General features: G+C 67.6%; 13 protein-coding genes and 2 tRNA genes. 8 read left to right on the plus strand and 7 right to left on the minus strand.

From position 1 onward, the window contains the following. Positions 1-43: 43 nt before the first annotated feature. The 3 genes from ACWETB_RS13235 to ACWETB_RS13245 all read left to right on the plus strand — a co-directional run bounded on the left by ACWETB_RS13235 (position 44) and on the right by ACWETB_RS13245 (position 662). Positions 44-115 (plus strand) — tRNA-Gln (locus tag ACWETB_RS13235). 18 nt (positions 116-133) lie between these two features. Then, a tRNA-Glu gene (locus tag ACWETB_RS13240) sits at positions 134-206 on the plus strand. Positions 207-527: 321 nt separating this feature from the next. Then, positions 528-662: a hypothetical protein gene (locus ACWETB_RS13245; protein ID WP_449743862.1), complete on the plus strand. Its 135-nt coding sequence runs from the start codon at positions 528-530 to the stop codon at positions 660-662. A gap of 101 nt (positions 663-763) precedes the next feature. Here the strand turns inward: ACWETB_RS13245 and ACWETB_RS13250 are convergent, their stop codons facing one another. Beyond that, entirely contained in the window at positions 764-1,261 is a 498-nt protein-coding gene (locus ACWETB_RS13250; RefSeq protein WP_449743861.1) for a PPOX class F420-dependent oxidoreductase, read from the minus strand. A gap of 63 nt (positions 1,262-1,324) precedes the next feature. Then, positions 1,325-2,056 (minus strand): IclR family transcriptional regulator, encoded by a 732-nt coding sequence (locus tag ACWETB_RS13255; protein ID WP_449743860.1) that lies wholly within the window; start codon positions 2,054-2,056, stop codon positions 1,325-1,327. 103 nt (positions 2,057-2,159) lie between these two features. On the opposite strand from ACWETB_RS13255, the gene leuC reads away from it, so the two are divergent. The 3 genes from leuC to ACWETB_RS13270 all read left to right on the plus strand — a co-directional run bounded on the left by leuC (position 2,160) and on the right by ACWETB_RS13270 (position 5,061). Next, entirely contained in the window at positions 2,160-3,593 is a 1,434-nt protein-coding gene (leuC, locus tag ACWETB_RS13260; RefSeq protein WP_452211544.1) for a 3-isopropylmalate dehydratase large subunit, read from the plus strand. Positions 3,594-3,685: 92 nt separating this feature from the next. After that, positions 3,686-4,273 (plus strand): 3-isopropylmalate dehydratase small subunit, encoded by a 588-nt coding sequence (gene leuD, locus ACWETB_RS13265; protein ID WP_449743859.1) that lies wholly within the window; start codon positions 3,686-3,688, stop codon positions 4,271-4,273. 185 nt (positions 4,274-4,458) lie between these two features. Beyond that, the gene (locus ACWETB_RS13270) at positions 4,459-5,061 is read left to right on the plus strand and encodes an HU family DNA-binding protein (protein WP_449743858.1); all 603 of its coding nucleotides are present in this window, start codon (positions 4,459-4,461) and stop codon (positions 5,059-5,061) included. A 142-nt stretch (positions 5,062-5,203) separates the two neighbouring features. On the opposite strand, the gene ACWETB_RS13275 is transcribed toward ACWETB_RS13270, so the two are convergent. The 3 genes from ACWETB_RS13275 to cofC all read right to left on the minus strand — a co-directional run bounded on the left by ACWETB_RS13275 (position 5,204) and on the right by cofC (position 9,219). After that, positions 5,204-6,163: an NUDIX domain-containing protein gene (locus ACWETB_RS13275; RefSeq protein WP_449743857.1), complete on the minus strand. Its 960-nt coding sequence runs from the start codon at positions 6,161-6,163 to the stop codon at positions 5,204-5,206. A 75-nt stretch (positions 6,164-6,238) separates the two neighbouring features. After that, a complete protein-coding gene (locus ACWETB_RS13280; protein WP_449743856.1) occupies positions 6,239-8,422 on the minus strand; it encodes an RNA degradosome polyphosphate kinase in 2,184 nt (727 codons plus the stop codon). 59 nt (positions 8,423-8,481) lie between these two features. Next, positions 8,482-9,219 (minus strand): 2-phospho-L-lactate guanylyltransferase, encoded by a 738-nt coding sequence (gene cofC, locus ACWETB_RS13285; protein ID WP_452211547.1) that lies wholly within the window; start codon positions 9,217-9,219, stop codon positions 8,482-8,484. 155 nt (positions 9,220-9,374) lie between these two features. Here cofC and ACWETB_RS13290 point away from each other — a divergent pair, with 155 nt between their 5' ends. Beyond that, positions 9,375-10,382 carry an NAD(P)H-dependent glycerol-3-phosphate dehydrogenase gene (locus ACWETB_RS13290; RefSeq protein ID WP_449743854.1) on the plus strand — a complete coding sequence of 336 codons (1,008 nt, stop codon included), beginning with the start codon at positions 9,375-9,377 and terminating at the stop codon, positions 10,380-10,382. A gap of 65 nt (positions 10,383-10,447) precedes the next feature. On the opposite strand, the gene ACWETB_RS13295 is transcribed toward ACWETB_RS13290, so the two are convergent. Both ACWETB_RS13295 and ACWETB_RS13300 read right to left on the minus strand, forming a co-directional pair. Next, a complete protein-coding gene (locus ACWETB_RS13295) occupies positions 10,448-10,978 on the minus strand; it encodes a DUF3515 domain-containing protein (RefSeq protein ID WP_449743853.1) in 531 nt (176 codons plus the stop codon). 94 nt (positions 10,979-11,072) lie between these two features. Continuing rightward, positions 11,073-11,318: an Lrp/AsnC ligand binding domain-containing protein gene (locus ACWETB_RS13300; RefSeq protein ID WP_348806738.1), complete on the minus strand. Its 246-nt coding sequence runs from the start codon at positions 11,316-11,318 to the stop codon at positions 11,073-11,075. Between the two features lie 161 nt (positions 11,319-11,479). Between ACWETB_RS13300 and ACWETB_RS13305 the strand changes: the two genes are divergently transcribed. Beyond that, positions 11,480-12,499 (plus strand): thiamine-phosphate kinase, encoded by a 1,020-nt coding sequence (locus ACWETB_RS13305; protein ID WP_452211550.1) that lies wholly within the window; start codon positions 11,480-11,482, stop codon positions 12,497-12,499. Positions 12,500-12,510: the final 11 nt, after the last annotated feature.

The raw sequence follows: 12,510 nt of genomic DNA on the forward strand, positions 1-12,510 counted from the left end.
TAATCTATCGCAGGTTCTTTTCCGAGAGGAAAAGAGAAAACCTTGGGGTATGGTGTAATTGGCAACACAGCTGATTCTGGTTCAGCCATTCTAGGTTCGAGTCCTGGTACCCCAGCGACCACACAAGGTCCATGGCCCCGTCGTCTAGCGGCCTAGGACGCCGCCCTCTCAAGGCGGTAGCGCGGGTTCGAATCCCGTCGGGGCTACAAGAAGGCCCCCTTCCCGGAACACCGGGGAGGGGGTCTTTTTCTTACGCGTTCGCGCATGCGGCGCGCCGATCAGTGGGGACCTGTGGGGTACCGGTCACTGCTGATGTCCGAAGACCTGCCCCCTCGAGTTGCCCGAATGGTTCGTGCTCAAGTGGCGTGAGAAGTATCACTTCGGCCACGACCGTGACGGTCGGCCGGGCCGGCCCCTGGTAAGTCGGTCGGAGAAGAAGTTCTACGACGCCCCCGCGCGAAGAGATTCTCATCGATCTGCAGCGAATCGTCGCCGCCGAGAAGACCTGGCTGCATGGACTCGACCCGGTGCTCCTGCACGAGGACGGCCAGATCACCTGGATTCGGGTCACCGCCGACGAGGTGACCTTCGCCGAGTCATTGCTCTGGCGGCGCGTCGAAGAGATCATCCCCTTTTGCGGTCCCGGTTTCCTGGAGGAGTGAGCGCGGTGTGCTGTGCGAGCAACGCACGGTGAACGGGTTCGGACGCACGGTGAACGGGTTCGGACGCACACTCGACGGGTTCGGACGCACACTCGACGGGGTCAGAGGTATTCCGCGGTCGACCCCGACGCAGGCATGGCCGGGATACCCAACTTGCGGTGATCCCAGGACCGGGTCCGGTTCGGGATGAAGCGCACCGCCACCCGCTTGTTCATCATCTGCTCCACGAACGGTTTGGACTCCTCGGTGTAGGGCGCGGTGTAGCGCTCCCACACCGAGATCCCGACCTTCAGGCAGGAGTCCGGACCGTCGAGGATCTCCGCGGTGCCCTCGATCGCGATGCCGCGCAACGTGTCGTAAGTGTCGCCGTCCTCGATCATCACCGAGCACGCGGGAGTGCGGCGCAGGTTGACCGCCTTCTGCGACTTGGCCTTGGTCTCGAACCAGATCTCACCGTCGACGACGCCGTACCACATGGCGACCAGATGGATCTGGCCCTGCGGGCCGGTGGTGGCCAAGGTCGCGGTGCGACTGCGGGCGATGAAGTCGGTGATCTCGTCCTCGGACATGACGATCTGCTGTCTCTGATTGGTTCCCATGCCCGATGACGCTAGTGGGTTGAATCCGGGTGTGGTAACCCAGATCACGTTTCTGGCCCGAACTCAGCCCTGGGTGACGAGGCGTTTGTGGATCGCGTCGGCGGCCGCGAGAAGGTCGGCGGCCCACCGGGCGCCGGGTCGGCGGCCCATCCGGTCGATCGGACCCGACACCGAGATCGCCGCGATCACCTCGCCGTCGGCGTCGCGCACCGGGGCCGAGACGCTGGCCACGCCGGCGGCCCGTTCGCCCGCGCTCTGCGCCCACCCGCGCCGCCGGATCTCATGCAGCGCACGGTCGCTGAACACGCTGTCGGCCAACAGCGAACGCTGGGTATGCGGGTCGGCCCAGGCGAGCAAGACCTTCGCCGCCGACCCCGCGCTCATCGGGAACCGGGTACCCACCGGCACGGTGTCGCGCAGCCCGGTCGGCGGTTCCATCGCCGCGATGCAAACGCGTTCGGACCCCTCGCGGCGATAGACCTGCACCGACTCCCCGGTGATCTCGCGTAGGCGTGGCAGCACCATCAGGGATGCCTCGCGGACGAGATCGTGTGCGGAGGAGGCCAGTTCGTTGAGTGCGGGACCTGGGTACCAGCGTCCCGCCGCGTTGCGTGCGAGCAGCCGATGGGCCTCCAGTCCGACCGCGAGACGATGGGCGGTGGCCCGGGGCAGTGCGGTGCGGTCACACAACTCGGTGAGATTGCACGGTGTTTCGGCGATGGCGCGCAGCACGGTCACCGACTTGTCGAGGACTCCGATTCCGCTGGTCGGTTCCGATGCGCTATCCTTTCCCATAGGACGATACTAACTGTCCAAATAGTGAGATGCACGTCGATGGCCGATTCAGCCCGCTTCGGTCGCCGCCCCCGACGTGACCGAGATGGATGTGAGTGCAGCCATGACGAACAGCCCGACCGGCGCCGTGCAGCACGGCGCACCGCGCACGCTTGCCGAAAAGGTGTGGGACGACCACGTTGTCGTTCGCGGGAACGGCGAGCAACCCGACCTCATCTACATCGACCTGCACCTCGTCCACGAGGTGACCAGTCCGCAGGCCTTCGACGGTCTGCGCCTCGCCGGGCGTCCGGTGCGGCGCCGCGACCTGACGATCGCCACCGAGGACCACAACGTCCCGACCATCAAGACCGACCTGATCGCCGATCCGGTCTCGCGCACCCAGGTGGAGACCCTGCGCCGCAACTGCGAGGAATTCGGCATCCGGCTGCATCCGATGGGCGATGCCGAGCAGGGGATCGTGCACGTGGTCGGCCCGCAACTGGGGCTGACGCAACCGGGAATGACGGTGGTGTGTGGCGATTCCCACACCTCCACGCACGGTGCGTTCGGGGCGCTGGCGATGGGCATCGGCACCTCCGAGGTCGAGCATGTGCTCGCCACGCAGACGCTGTCGCTGCGTCCGTTCCGGACGATGGCGATCACCGTCGACGGTGAGTTGCCCCCCGGCGTCACGAGCAAGGACCTGATCCTCGCGGTCATCGCCGAGATCGGAACCGGTGGCGGGCAGGGTTATGTGCTCGAGTACCGCGGCCCGGCCATCGAGAAGCTGTCGATGGAGGCCCGAATGACCATCTGCAACATGTCGATCGAGGCGGGTGCGCGCGCCGGCATGATCGCGCCCGACGCGATCACCTATGACTTCCTCAAGGGACGTCCGAACGCCCCGCAGGGCGACGACTGGGATGCCGCAGTGGCCTACTGGGATTCGCTGCGCACCGACGACGGGGCGCAGTTCGACGCCGAGGTGCACATCGACGCCGCACGGTTGTCGCCCTTCGTCACCTGGGGCACCAACCCCGGGCAGGGCGCGCCGCTCGGCTCGGTGGTGCCCGATCCGGCCGACTTCGGCGACGAGAACGCCGCCACCGCCGCGGCGAAGGCCTTGCAGTACATGGATCTGGCACCCGGAACCCCGCTGCGCGAGGTTGCCGTCGACACCGTCTTCGTCGGATCGTGCACCAACGGCCGCATCGAGGACCTGCGTGCGGTCGCCGAGATCCTCAAGGGCCGCAAGATCGCCGACGGTATGCGGATGCTCGTCGTCCCGGGTTCGATGCGGGTGCGGGCGCAGGCCGACGACGAAGGGCTCGGCGACATCTTCACCGCGGCGGGAGCCGAATGGCGGCAGGCGGGATGCTCGATGTGCCTGGGAATGAACCCCGATCAGCTCGCTCCCGGTGAGCGCTGCGCCTCGACGTCGAACCGGAATTTCGAAGGCCGACAGGGCAAGGGCGGTCGGACGCACCTGGTCTCGCCGGCCGTGGCGGCCGCGACCGCCGTCCGCGGAACCCTGTCCTCCCCGGCCGACCTTTAGCGGGCCGAAGCTCCGGATTCGTTCAGGCGCTTCTCAACTCCAGATCAACCCTGCCTCAGGCATACCTCACCTCACAGAGCGGAGCCACCCTCATGGAACCCTTCATCTCCCACACCGGGATCGGGGTGCCGTTGCGCCGCAGCAACGTCGACACCGATCAGATCATCCCTGCCGTCTACCTCAAGCGGGTGACGCGAACGGGTTTCGAGGACGGACTCTTCGCCGGATGGCGTAGCGACCCGGACTTCATCCTCAACGCCGAGCCCTGGAGCCACGGCTCGGTTCTGGTGGCCGGACCGGACTTCGGAACCGGATCGTCGCGCGAGCATGCCGTCTGGGCACTGTCCGACTTCGGTTTTCGGGTCGTCATCTCGTCCCGGTTCGCCGACATCTTCCGCGGCAACGCCGGCAAGGCCGGCCTGGTCGCCGCGCAGGTCGAGCAACCCGACGTCGAGCTGCTGTGGAAGCGACTCGAGGAGCAGCCGGGCCTGGAATTGACGGTGAGCCTTCCGGAGCGGACCGTGACCGCCGGAGACCTCGTGGTGCCGTTGACAATTGACGACTACACCCGCTGGCGTCTGATGGAGGGTCTCGACGACATCGGACTGACATTGCGGCAGGTAGAAGCCATTTCCGAGTACGAAAGCGGCCGTCCGCCTTTCAAGCCGGTGACCATGTAGAGTTCACTGATCCGCCCGCGGCACAACCCCGCGACGCGATCGACGGAACGTGGTTGCGCACCTCACATTTTCGCAACACGGCCCGTCGATTGGCGTGGAAGATGGACGTTTTCGTCTTCGACGTTTACCGTGTGGGGTTAGCTGGCCTCAACCGATCGGTCAGAACAGCTTGCGGAGGTATTCCCATGAACAAGGCAGAGCTCATTGATGAGCTGACCAAGAAGCTCGACGCGGATCGCAAGACTGCGACCGAAGCCGTCGAGCTCGTCGTCGACACCATCGTCCGCGCGGTCAACCGCGGCGAGAGTGTCACCATCACCGGATTCGGTGTCTTCGAGAAGCGTCGCCGCGCACCGCGCGTCGCCCGTAACCCACGCACTGGCGAGACCGTGAAGGTGCGCGCCACTTCGGTTCCGGCGTTCCGCCCGGGCGCGCAGTTCAAGGCCGTCGTCGCCGGCAAGCAGAAGCTGTCGGCCTCGGGCCCCGCGGTGAAGCGTGGCGCCGGTGCCGCCGCCCCGGCCAAGAAGACCGCGGCGAAGAAGACCACCACGGCCGCCAAGAAGGCCCCGGCCAAGAAGGCCCCGGCGAAGAAGGCCCCGGCCAAGACCACCGCGGCCAAGAAGGCCCCGGCGAAGAAGGCTCCCGCCAAGACCACCGCGGCCAAGAAGGCCCCGGCGAAGAAGGCCCCGGCCAAGACCACCGCGGCCAAGAAGGCCCCGGCAAAGAAGGCTCCCGCCAAGAAGACTGCGGCCAAGAAGGCTCCCGCCAAGAAGACCACGCGCCGCTGACGTTCGCGTCGGCGACTCGACACACCGCACAACTCACCCCTGACGCCCTTCCCTCGTCAGGGGTGAGTTGCTGTGTGGAGACGGCACTTCCGGCGGCGGAGCGGCACGCGGGCGGTCGATGCCGGCCGATGCCCCGGACGACTCAGCCGGTCTGCAGTGGAAGCGGACTGTCGACGTGGTCGGCGGCCACCAGCCGACCGTCGTCGAAGGACAGCACCCACACGCTGCCCTTGCGGTTGCGCGCCGGCGGCAGTTCGACGTTGTCGAGCCCGGCCCACCACGCGAGGAGTGGCTCAATCACCTTGCCCTGACTGCACACTGCCCGCACCTGGCCCGGACCCGACGTGGTGGCGAGTTCGCGGAACCGACGGCGGGTCGATTCCGGATCGGCGGCGTAGGCCTCCTCGGACAGGGCCGGCTCGTCGACGATCGGCAGCCCGGTCGCGCTGCTCGTGGGTTCGAGGGTCTGCACGCACCGCACCCGGTCGGCGCTGTGGAGTTCGGTGACGCCGTATGCATTCAGCAGCGGCGCCAGTGCCGCGGCCTGCGCGCGGCCCAGTGTGTCCAGCGGGCGTAGCCGATCGTCTCCGCGGTACTTCGACCGGCGGCCTGCGCGGGCATGCCGGATGATCACGAAGGTCGTCAGATCCACCGGCAGGCGGACGAACTCGCGGAGCACCTTGCGGTCGAGTCGGTAGCTGAGCAGGTGATCCGCCTGATCCACCGGCAACCACTCGATGGCATCCACCTCGTGGTTGGGCTCGAATCGACCGCTTGTCGACTCCGCCGACCAGTAGCGGACGTGCTTGCGCCCGTTGGGGAGATCGTAGGACACCGTGGACAACAGGCGCCCCAACCGGGTGTGGTGACCGGTCTCTTCGGCGATCTCGCGCACCGCGGTGTCGATCAGGGTCTCGCCGTCATCCGTCTTGCCCTTGGGGAGCGTCCAGTCGTCGTAGCGCGGGCGGTGGACCAGCCCGATCTCCACGGACTCACCGCTGTGGCGCCACAACACACCGCCCGCCGCCCAGATCGTCTTGGCGCCCGGGGACGATCCGGACGTGCGTTCCCGGCCTGGGGATGATCCCTGTGACTTTGACATCGCCGCAGATACTAGTACGCGCGGGTTATCGGCAGGTGTCGGCAGGCGGCACGATGCGCCCGCACCCGGGCGTACTCACGCACCCTGATCCCGGCGGTGATTGCGCCGCATCATCTGTCGCTGGTGATCGCGGACCTCCTCGCCGGCCGCCGGCGACGCCACCCAGCTGCCGTCGGAGTGCAGCACCCAGCAGCGGGTTCGGGGATCGAGGGCAGAGGAGAAGATGTCGTTGAGTTCTCCGGTCAGCCGTTCGTCACGCACCTGCACCATCACCTCGATCCGTCGATCGAGGTTGCGGTGCATCATGTCTGCGCTGCCGATCCAGTACTCGTCGGCGGCACCGAAGTGCAGGATGCGGGAGTGCTCGAGGAACTGGCCCAGGATCGAGCGCACCGTGATGTTGTCGCTGACGCCCGGCATGGCGGGTCGCAACGCGCAGATCCCGCGGACCACGATCTCGACGGGCACCCCGTTCTGCGACGCCCGATACAGCGCGTCGATCACCTGCTCGTCGACAAGCGCGTTGGCCTTCAAACGAATTCGGGCACGCTCGTTGCCCTCGTGAAAGGCGGTGATCTCCCGGTTGATACGTTCGATGATGCCCGAGCGAATCCCGTTCGGGGCCACCAGGATGTTGCGGTACTCCTTCTTCCGCGAGTATCCGGTGAGCGTGTTGAACAGGTCGGTCAGGTCCGCGCCGATGTCCGGTGCGGCGGTGAGCAGACCCACATCTTCGTAGAGCCGCGCGGTCTTCGGGTTGTAGTTTCCGGTGCCGATGTGGCAGTACCGCTTGATCGTCGAGCCCTCGCGACGGACCACCAGACATGTCTTGCAGTGCGTCTTGAGGCCCACCAGGCCGTAGACCACGTGCACGCCGGCCTGTTCGAGTTGCCGGGCCCACTTGATGTTGGCCTGCTCGTCGAAACGCGCCTTGATCTCCACGAGGGTGACCACCTGCTTGCCGGCCTCGGCGGCGTCGATCAACGCGTTGACGATCGGCGAATCGCCGGAGGTGCGATACAGCGTCTGCTTGATCGCGAGGACCTGCGGGTCGGCGGCGGCCTGCTCGATGAACCGCTGCACGCTCGTGGAGAACGAGTCGTAGGGGTGATGGACGAGGACGTCACCCTCGCGCAGTGTGGAGAACACACTCTTGGGGGTTTCCCGTTCGCCGAAGGCCGGATGCGTTCCGGGGACGAAGGGCCGGTCCTTGAGGTGGGGTCGGTCGAGCGCATACACCTCGAACAATGCCGACAGATCCAACAATCCGGGTACCTGGATGACGTCGGCCGGGTTGACGTCGAGTTCACGCAGCAACAATTCGAGCATGTGCTCGCTCATGTCGTCGGCCACCTCGAGACGGACCGGTGACCCGAACCGTCGTCGGGCGAGTTCTCGTTCGAGTGCCTGCAGGAGGTCCTCGTCGCGATCCTCCTCCACCTCGAAATCGGCGTTGCGGGTGATCCGGAAGACGTGGTGATCGACGATCTGCATCTCGGGGAACAGATGCTTGAGGTTGGCCGCGATCAGGTTCTCCATCGGCAGGAGCACCGCGGGATGATGTCCGCGCCCGTCGGTCTCGGCCGAGCCCGGCGCGAGTTGGTCGACACGCACGAACCGATTGACGTTGTCGGGCACCTTGACTCGCGCGAAGTGCTCGCCGCCCTCGTGTGCATCCTTGACAGTGACCGCCAGGTTCAGCGACAACCCCGAGATGTAGGGGAAAGGGTGGGCGGGGTCGACGGCCAGCGGGGTCAGGACGGGGAACACCTGCTCGTGGAAGTATTCGACCATCCGCGTCTGCTGATCGTCATCGAGTTCGGCCCAGGTGACCACATGAATTCCGTTGGCCACCAAGGAGGGCCGCACGGAGTCGAGGAAGACGCGGGCATGCCGGTCGGCCAGCGTCTGGGTGCGGCCGGCGATGCGCAGCAGCTGCTCGCGCGGCGACAGGCCGTCGGCGGAGCGGACCGACAGGCCCGTCTCGTCACGCCGTTTGAGGCCGGCGACCCGCACCATGAAGAACTCGTCGAGGTTCGAGGCGAAGATTGCCAGGAACTTGGCCCGCTCGAGCAGGGGAAGGGAGGTGTCCTCGGCGAGTGCCAACACCCGCGAATTGAAGTCCAGCCAACTCAATTCCCGGTTCAGGTACCGGTCTTCGGGCAGATCGGCCGATTCTTCCGGCGTCAACGTCGCTGCGGGTGGGGCGCCGGGGATCGCCGTCACGGTCTGCGTCCCGGTGTCGTCTGCTGGGGTCACCGGTCAATGATGACCCATCATCGGATGGTTGCGCAGCCGCACCTGTCACCTACGGCGCTTCACCCGCGTCCGCCGGCATCGTGGGACGGGTCGATCCCCAGTGCCGCCCGCGTGTGCCGCCCGAGTCCCAGTGCCCAGGCGCGACGCAGATCCGCGGCGGTGTCGACGTCTGTGCGCAGGTCCGCCCAGCGGCTCCGGGTGGCGTCGAGATCGACGGCCCCGTCGGCGCGGTGCGCGGCCGCCGAGTCGATTCCGAAGCGCGGCAGCATGTTCAGTTCGACCGGGCGCAACAGCATCGCGGTGCCATCGCCGGCGGCGTCGGTGACCAGCGCCTGCGGCAGGGCATCGGCGGCGTCGATGACCTGCCGGATGCTGTGGGCGTCGGCCGCCGGCAGGTCCGCCTGCACCAACAGCACCCGTGGGCACTCGGGTCGGTGTCGGCGGATCCAGTCGATGCCCTCGGCGTAGGCGTGGTTGAGCGAGGGATCGGTGCGCGGAATCTCCCGGACCGCGTGGGCGCCGGCGGCGGTGACCTCGCCCAGCACCGCGGCATCCGGGCTCACCACCACGATCGGGTCCAGACCGGCGAGATGAACGGCGGTCATGGTGTCCAGGAGCATCGCCAGCACCAGGGCACGGTGATCCACCGGTCCTCGCCCGATGCCGGCGATCGGCAGCGACGCCGCGAGCCGGGTCTTGGCGGCGTCGAGGTTCTTGACCACCAACACCGCCCCGACCCCGCCGCCAAGGGTATGCGCGGGCGCACCGTCGCCACGCACCACACCATCGGGTCTCACGTCACCATGATGGACGACGGGCGACGAGCCCGACGATCGGGTGCGGGCAACCCCGGCCGGGGCCCGGATCGGGATTCGACGGAAAGTTCACGACGCGGCGGCGGCGGGACACTAGGGTGAGAGTGACGTTCGGTGAGCAGCGAAGGATGTGACACGTGCGCGCGGTGGTGATGGGTGCCGGTTCCTGGGGTACGGCGGCGGCGAAGGTCCTCGTCGACGCCGGCACCGAGACGACGATCTGGGCACGGCGGGCCGAACTGGCCGACACGATCAACGCCGAGCACACCAATCCCGATTACCTCCCCGGCATCTCCCTGCCCGAGCAACTGCGCGCGTCCAGCGTCATCGCCGAGGTGTTGCCCGACGCCGACATCGTCGTCTGCGCGGTGCCCTCACAGTCGCTGCGGGACAATCTGAGCGACTGGACCCCGCATCTGCGATCGGATGCCACCATGGTGTCTCTGGCGAAGGGTATCGAGACCCACACGTTGATGCGGATGAGCGAGGTCATCGCGGAGGTCACCGGATTCGGGCAGGCCCAGATCGCGGTGCTCACCGGGCCCAATCTGGCGCGGGAGATCGCCGAGGGGCAGCCGGCGGCGACGGTGATCGGGTGCGTCGACGAGGCGCGTGCCACCACCCTCCAATCCGCCTTCGCCACCGGGTATTTCCGTCCGTACACCAACACCGACGTCGTCGGCTGTGAGATCGGCGGGGCCGCCAAGAACGTCATCGCGTTGGCGTGCGGGATGGCCAGCGGTGTCGGTTTCGGTCAGAACACCCTGGCCACCATCATCACCCGCGGGCTGGCGGAGGTCATCCGGCTCGGTGCGGCGCTCGGTGCCGAGATCGAGACTCTCGCCGGGTTGGCCGGAATCGGTGACCTGGTGGCGACGTGCTCGTCGCCGTTGTCGCGCAACCGGACCTTCGGTGCCCGCCTCGGTGAGGGGGCGACGATGGAGGAGGCCCAGGAGGCCACCCACGGTCAGGTCGCCGAGGGCGTGAAGTCGTGTACGTCGGTGCGTGCCCTCGCCGAGAAGCATGGAGTGTCGATGCCGCTGACCGATGCGGTGCACGGGGTGTGTCACTCTGGGGTGTCGGTGGCCGACGCGGTGGCGTCACTGTTGGGGCGCACCACCAAACCCGAGGTGTATCGGGACTGACCCTCGTGCCACTGACCCCGTCAGTGCCCTGTCGGCGTCAGCCGAAATCGAGTGCCCTGTCGGCGTCAGCCGAAATCGAGTGGGCCCGACGGCAACACCTTGCCGATCGCCGCGGACACATCGGTGATCGAGGCGTTGCCGCCGGTGACCGGCACCCACAGGGCCACGTAGGGACGATGGTCGACACACACGTAGGCCTGCCCCCGTCCGTCGATGGTGTCGGTGATGAACCACTGGACGCCGTTGACCGTCTGCAGGCGGCTCGACGGGGCCAGTTCGCCGGGACGATCGACCCCGCAACGCACCGTCACCGGGTCACCGTCGTCGGTGCCGGACCAGGTCGCGGTGTCGCCGTCGACCGACTTCGATCCGAAGCCCTCGAAGGCGTTGGGCAGGGCGGCAAGCAGTTTCGCGCAATCAGCGCTCACCGCCGACTCGGCGGAGGCGTAGGAGGCGATGGGTGTGTCGCTCGACTGGGCCGACTTCATCGCCGCGAACGTGATGAATCCGACGATGACCATCACCGGGACGGCGACGAGGGTGGCGATCAGTGCCGGACTCAAGCGGGGACCGGACCCGGTGTCGGGAGAACTCACCAGCCCACCCTAGGTCATGTCCCCGTACACGCTGTTCGGTCCGGATCGACCGGGATCTGCGTCGCGCCGCCGGGGTTGCTGGGCCTCGTGGCGCTCAGTGGCCGGTGGTCACCACCGGGCAGGTCAGGGTTCGGGTGATGCCGTCGACCTTCTGGATCTGGGGGACCACGTCGTTGCTCAGGTGCGCGGCGTCGGCAGCATCCACACGGACGATCACGTCGTAAGGTCCGCTGACCTCCTCGGACGAGGCGACCCCCGAGATCTCTGCGATGGTCGCTGCGGCCAGTGCCGCCCGTCCGACCTCGGTCTGGATCAGTATGTATGCCTGAACCACGGCCATCCTCTCGATGTCTGCCACGTCGCGGGAATCGGGCTGATGACCCCGCCGCGGTGCGGTGGCGATCGGGGGAGACAGACCCGCGGACCACTACACTGCTGGCACACATTGTCGCTGACAACCTCGCGGGAGGCGAGTCGGCAGCAGAATCGAAGGGGCTCATCGTGCCGTCCGACGCCGTCCGCGACCCCGATGGGTCCGGACCCGACCGCACCAAGACGCTGGCTGAGGTCGGTGAGCGCGCGATCATCGCGATGTTCACCACAGCGGCCGCCGACGGTGGACCGGACATCGTGATCGGTTCGGGCGACGACGCCGCCGTCCTCGATGTGGGACCGACTGTGATCAGCACCGACACGGTGGTGCAGGGGCGCCATTTTCGGCTCGAGTGGTCCACTCCGGCCCAGATCGGCGCGCGCGCGGTGGTGCAGAGTGCCGCCGACATTGCCGCAATGGGTGGTCGCACCGTCGGCGTCGTCGTCTCGCTGGCCTGTCCGGCGGATACCGGGGTGGGGTGGTTACTCGATCTCAACGGCGGGATCGTCGACGCCGCCCACGCGCTCGACGCGCGTGTGCTGGGCGGTGATCTGGTCGGCGCCGACGAGATCGTGGTGGGTATCACGTCGGTGGGGGCACTCGACGGACTGGCGCCGGTCACGCTGTCGGGGGCCCGCGCCGGGGATGTGCTGGCCGTCAGTGGGCCGTTGGGTGCAGCAGCCGCGGGTCTGGCGGTGATCGGTCGGTCCGGGGTGGCCCCGATGGCCCGCTGGCGCCGTGACGCCGATGCCCGGGCCGCGGTTGTCGAGGCATTCCTGGTTCCCGCGCCCGATCTCGGTGAAGGAGTCCGTGCGGCGCGGGCCGGTGCGCACGCGATGACCGACATCTCTGACGGCCTCGTCGAAGAACTGGTGACGATGTCGGTGTCGTCGGGGGTGGCTCTCGCGATCCGCAGTGAACTCATTCCGCGGCTGCCGGCGGTGACCGACGTGGCCGCGCTGCTCGGCGCCGACGCCGACGAGTGGGTGCTCACCGGAGGGGAGGACCACCAGTTGCTGGCGGCGCTGCCGCCCGCGGCGGTGCCGTCCGGGTGGGTGGTGATCGGCGAGGTGGCGCCGGGGCCCGCGTCGGTCACCGTCGACGGTCGACGGGCCGACACGATGCACGGCTGGCAGGCGTTTCGCTGACCTCACCCCGG

Source organism: Gordonia sp. NPDC003950, assembly GCF_053605205.1.

Bases quoted from the DNA above. Each gene is read 5' to 3' on its own strand.
- ACWETB_RS13270 (WP_449743858.1), top strand. From the start codon at position 4,459: ATGAACAAGGCAGAGCTCATTGATGAGCTGACCAAGAAGCTCGACGCG.
- ACWETB_RS13250 (WP_449743861.1), bottom strand. From the start codon at position 1,261: ATGGGAACCAATCAGAGACAGCAGATCGTCATGTCCGAGGACGAGATC.
- leuC (WP_452211544.1), top strand. From the start codon at position 2,160: ATGACGAACAGCCCGACCGGCGCCGTGCAGCACGGCGCACCGCGCACG.
- ACWETB_RS13300 (WP_348806738.1), bottom strand. From the start codon at position 11,318: ATGGCCGTGGTTCAGGCATACATACTGATCCAGACCGAGGTCGGACGG.
- ACWETB_RS13275 (WP_449743857.1), bottom strand. From the start codon at position 6,163: ATGTCAAAGTCACAGGGATCATCCCCAGGCCGGGAACGCACGTCCGGA.
- leuD (WP_449743859.1), top strand. From the start codon at position 3,686: ATGGAACCCTTCATCTCCCACACCGGGATCGGGGTGCCGTTGCGCCGC.
- ACWETB_RS13255 (WP_449743860.1), bottom strand. From the start codon at position 2,056: ATGGGAAAGGATAGCGCATCGGAACCGACCAGCGGAATCGGAGTCCTC.